We start from the raw sequence: 4,452 nt of genomic DNA, 5'->3' as shown, positions 1-4,452 counted from the left end.
TGCTTGAGCATACCCAGAGCCATGGCAGCGTAGGCCCGGGTGTATTGATTTCTCCGCCGGGCACAATGCATCATGAAATCGGCGATATCGGCGCCTTCAAGTGAAACCAGAATGGCCGCTACCCGCTCACCGTTATCACCGGGCCCGACATTTTTCATTACCCGTTTCAGGGCCGGGACCGCAGATTCGCCGATTTTTTCGAGGGCGTTCCCGGCAGCACGCTGCACGCCGGGATTGAAATCGGCAAGGGCATGGATCAGCGCATGCACCGCGCCCTTGTCCCGGGTTTCCCCCAGTGCATAAGCCGCTTTCATGCGAAGTGTTTCATCATGGTGCCTGATCGCTTTTTTCAGGACCTTAACCTGGGGGTATTTTTTCTGATACAAACGGGGAAGGATCAGTTCGGGAGTGGAATTTTCCAGGATTTTAATGACATTTCTTTGGCGGATACTACCGCCGGTTATCAATCCGGCAAGGATAACAAAAAGGCTTATCGAAATGATAATGATCCGTCGTTTCATGGATTTCCGCCGGACAGAGGCATGTTACAGTGCTTGTATTCAATATAATTGGATGTTTGAGGAAGAAGAAGACCTGGAAGGGATTTAAAACAGGTCGCTTCCGATATCCAATGCTCCCATGAGTGCGATATCGAGATCTCTGATTCGATGAAGAGGCAGGGAACTGATGTAATTAGTGAGTACTGATTTTGAGATACTAACCAATTCATCGCAATGAATGCTGCTCTCATGTTTCAAACCTTCTTGAACTCCAACCCTGACCTGTGTAGAAAGACCATCACACGAAGTATAAACAGGCGCACAAACTACCGTGCTGTACCGGCTGTCGATTAAAGCCTGCCTGCTAACAACGATAAAACCCGCGAAATTTCTTTGGATCACGACGGGATGGATTTTGAACTCTATAGAATTCTCCCCGTCTCATGGTAAAACCTGGTATTCAAGAACATCTGCAGCTTCGCGATTGAGTCTTTTTGCATGTCGGTTGATAATTTCAATATCTTTTGAATTGATCCGTTCTCTCCTGAGCTGCTCAATAAACCGCCGGACAGCGGCCTCGATAAACTCCGAACGATTCGAACCCGGGCGGGCAAGCTTATCAACTTCCCGCATTGAAGCAGGTGATTACCATTCCGGCAAACCATTACCCAGCATTAAAGCGCTTGCCCATCGTGCCGGAGTCTCCCCCGACACTATGTGGAAAGCCACTCAAAAACTCCAAAAACAGGGAATACTCTCAAGCATAAAGGGACACTACATAATTATTAATAAACCGGACTCTGACCATCAGGAATCTTCCGGCCAGTCCCTTATTCCCGACCGCGCCCCGATCCTCTGGGAAAAGATCAAAGCACAACTTGCAAAAGATATTCTTAACCATGTTTTTCCCCCCGACAATCCACTCCCTTCCCTCAAAGAGTTGCAGCACCACTATCACATAAATTTCCGGACCCTTCGAAAAGCACTCGATGCGCTTGTTGAAGAGGGAATAATTATTCCCCGGAACCGGGGGTATGCTGTTGCAGCGGTCGCAAAAAGGAGATCGAATGTCCGGATAATCCTTGTGGGGCACTGGGAAAACGGTCATCTTGCACTTGGTATGCATGATGAAACTTTTTTGCGGAGTCTGGAAGTTTCCTGTGCTCAAGCGGAAATCCCCCTTGAACTTATCGGCGTGGAAAAGCAGGAGAACGGTATATTTCCCCGATTGATCGGGAGCGGCGAAGCATGCAATTTAAGTCGCGGTGATGAGGTTCTCGGCTATCTTTATCTGAGCAACATCGCCGATGATACACACACCGTTATTGTCAATTCCCTCGCGCAGACCAAAAAGCCGGTCGCGGTGCTTGATGAAACCGGTGCGTGGCCTGCGGTCCCCCGCCATTTGTCTTCCCGGCTGTTCCGCTTCTTCCGCAACACCATTTCTCCTGTTCCCGCGCAGCAGGTAGCCCGGCTCCTTCTTTCGCTCGAGCATAAGCGGATAGCATATATTTCGCCGTTCCATGCAAATGTCTGGTCGATTCGACGGATCGAGGGGCTGCAGTCGGTGTACAAAGAAGCAGGCAATATAGACAATGTCGTCCCTTTTGTCGAAGCTCTCTCTCATAAACAGGAAGCCGTACAACGAACAGACATCGGTAAATTGATTGATTACTACGAGCAGTGGAAAACATCGATACCTGATGAATTCAAAATAGAGATCGACCCGGTTGTCGAGCTTATCCGGACTCGAGCCGTCCGGTGGGGCGAGTTACGATACAAGCTTAATCCGTTGTTTGATAAGTTATGCAACGACCGGTCAATCAGCGCCTGGGTATTCCCCACCGATTTCCTGGGCACCATTGCACAGGATTATCTGAATGATAAAGGATACAAAGTTCCTGACGACATATCAGTCATCTCTTTTGACGACAGCTACCGGGCGCTGCGCAACGGGCTTACGTCATATAATTTCAATATGCCCGCGGCGGTCAACGCAATGCTCGGCTTTGTCACCAACAGCTACGCAGCAAATCTGCCGTCAAAAAATGGTATTGTCGAGATTGAAGGAATGATTGTTGAACGAGGAAGCCTAACAAGAAAATAGCAAATAACAATCGTTGTGTTCCTCGTTTTCACTTCTACCCGCAATTCCCATGAGAGCGCCGGGAATTACCACCCACGCCGGTGAGTGAATCGCCCAGTTCGGTCCGCCATTCATTACGCGCGGCAACGATCTCATCGACAATTGATTTATACGAGGGATCATTGATAAGATTATTCGACTCGGCAGGGTCATCCTTAACATTGTATAGAAGGTACGGATCGCCCGAATGCAGTCCCGCGGTATCGTCACCCCGGGAGAAATGAACTTTATAGTCTCCCTTCCGGAATGCTTCAAGACGACGATTTTTGTAGTATGGAAGCTCATCACGTGAGGATTTTGAGTTGGGATCCAGAAAGACTTGGCTCTGATTGAACCCGTCATATTTAAATGTCGGCAGATACTGCTGTGTACCGGCAAAAGCGGCGTAGGTCGGCAATATATCCATGATCGAAATGAATTCATCACATATTATCCCCGCCGGAATAACACCCGGCCACCGGGCAAGACAGGGCACGCGGTAGCTGCCTTCACCAACCCCCCATTTTCCACCGCTCAAAGGATCGTTTGACCCCTCTCGGTCGGAACCGTTGTCAGATGCAAAAATCACAAAAGTGTTATCATCGATACCAAGGTCACTGAGCGTTTTAAGAATTTCGCCCACGCTCCAGTCGACGCTCTGAAGAACATCGCCGTAATCGCCCCAGTTGGACGTACCTTTGAAATTATCGGGCGCCCAGTACGGGACATGTGGTGCGGCATGCGCCATATACAGAAAAAATGGTTCATCTTTGTGCGCGGTGATGAAGGCTTTCGCTTTTTCGGTATCATGAATAGTGTGATTATTCAGATATGCCTGCCCCTCGGTGGTGTTGTAATCGTATTCCACACGGTTGAGCTGATCGGCGCTCATCGATTCGGTCTGTTCCCAGAGCACCCGCACGCCTTCCTTTCCAGGACTGTCAAGATGTGCATAGTGACCGAGCGGCAAGCCGCAGTAATAATCGAGTCCGTATGCCTTTGGATATGCTCCAATACAGCCGGACTGGTTAATTCCGCCATGACCGATATGCCATTTGCCCACACATCCAGTCGCATAGCCGGCCTGTTTCAGCATTTTTGGAATCGTCTGTTCGCTTGTGTTGAGGCACCAGGAATCATACGCTTTCACGATCCACGAAAAACCGATACGTTCATGATTGCAGCCGGTCAAAAAGGTTGCACGGGTTGGTGAGCAGACCATGGTAGCATAAAAGCTGGTGAACTTGATCCCTTCATCGGCCAGTTTATTGAAATTCGGCGTTGAAATATTATTGTTTCCATAGCATTCCAGATCAAAATATCCCTGATCATCAGTGAGAATAAAGATGAAATTCGGACGACGCGCCGGAGTCCTGGCCGATTTCCCGATCGCCATCGTGCCGGCGGTCGAAGATGACAACCCCAGAGCGCCGATACCGAGCCCGAGATTACGAAGCATGTCACGGCGGGAAAGTGAGTTGCCGCTGAATGAATTAATTGACTGATTGTGTCGTGACATACTATACTCCTTGATTTTACTTTTGCTATTCGACTTCTTGAACAAAGAACATTATTTTATCGGCAAACGATGAAAGGTCGTCATGGAGATTAATTTTATTTTTCATCGTTATATCCTTTGACAACAGCAATCTGCCCTTCAGATCATACACCTTGATCGCAGTCAAGCCCTCAAAATCAAGTCGGGAAATATTCGTCGAAAATCCTGCAAACTTTTTGATCGAAGACTGCCGCCCGGTTCTCATTGCCGGTGATGATGCGGTCTGCATGGGGACCTCCTGCGCCAGCGATTCAATTTCACTCACACTC

At 48.9% G+C, this 4,452-nt stretch carries 4 protein-coding genes and 1 pseudogene; 1 reads left to right on the top strand and 4 read right to left on the bottom strand.

Annotated features, from left to right (window positions below; translation table 11 throughout):
* The 3 genes and pseudogenes from GF401_02395 to GF401_02385 all read right to left on the bottom strand — a co-directional run.
* On the bottom strand, positions 1-521 hold a 521-nt coding region (locus GF401_02395; protein ID MBD3343895.1), incomplete at its 3' end, for a hypothetical protein.
* Positions 522-605: 84 nt separating this feature from the next.
* Positions 606-945 (bottom strand): annotated as a pseudogene (locus GF401_02390) (type II toxin-antitoxin system PemK/MazF family toxin).
* Positions 942-1,133, bottom strand: a complete 192-nt coding sequence (locus GF401_02385) for a hypothetical protein (GenBank protein MBD3343894.1) — start codon at positions 1,131-1,133, stop codon at positions 942-944. The pseudogene GF401_02390 and the gene GF401_02385 overlap by 4 nt, the downstream one beginning before the upstream one ends.
* A gap of 82 nt (positions 1,134-1,215) precedes the next feature.
* On the opposite strand from GF401_02385, the gene GF401_02380 reads away from it, so the two are divergent.
* Positions 1,216-2,607, top strand: a complete 1,392-nt coding sequence (locus GF401_02380) for a GntR family transcriptional regulator (GenBank protein ID MBD3343893.1) — start codon at positions 1,216-1,218, stop codon at positions 2,605-2,607.
* A gap of 34 nt (positions 2,608-2,641) precedes the next feature.
* On the opposite strand, the gene GF401_02375 is transcribed toward GF401_02380, so the two are convergent.
* Entirely contained in the window at positions 2,642-4,144 is a 1,503-nt protein-coding gene (locus GF401_02375) for a sulfatase-like hydrolase/transferase (GenBank protein ID MBD3343892.1), read from the bottom strand.
* Between the last annotated feature and the right edge of the window lie 308 nt (positions 4,145-4,452).

Source organism: Chitinivibrionales bacterium (assembly GCA_014728215.1).
Classification (GTDB): Bacteria; Fibrobacterota; Chitinivibrionia; order Chitinivibrionales; family WJKA01; genus WJKA01.
The sequence above is the reverse complement of the archived record's forward strand: the minus strand, read 5'-3'. Positions and strand labels throughout refer to the sequence as shown.

Bases quoted from the DNA above. Each gene is read 5' to 3' on its own strand.
- GF401_02385 (MBD3343894.1), bottom strand. From the start codon at position 1,133: ATGCGGGAAGTTGATAAGCTTGCCCGCCCGGGTTCGAATCGTTCGGAG.
- GF401_02380 (MBD3343893.1), top strand. From the start codon at position 1,216: ATGTGGAAAGCCACTCAAAAACTCCAAAAACAGGGAATACTCTCAAGC.
- GF401_02375 (MBD3343892.1), bottom strand. From the start codon at position 4,144: ATGTCACGACACAATCAGTCAATTAATTCATTCAGCGGCAACTCACTT.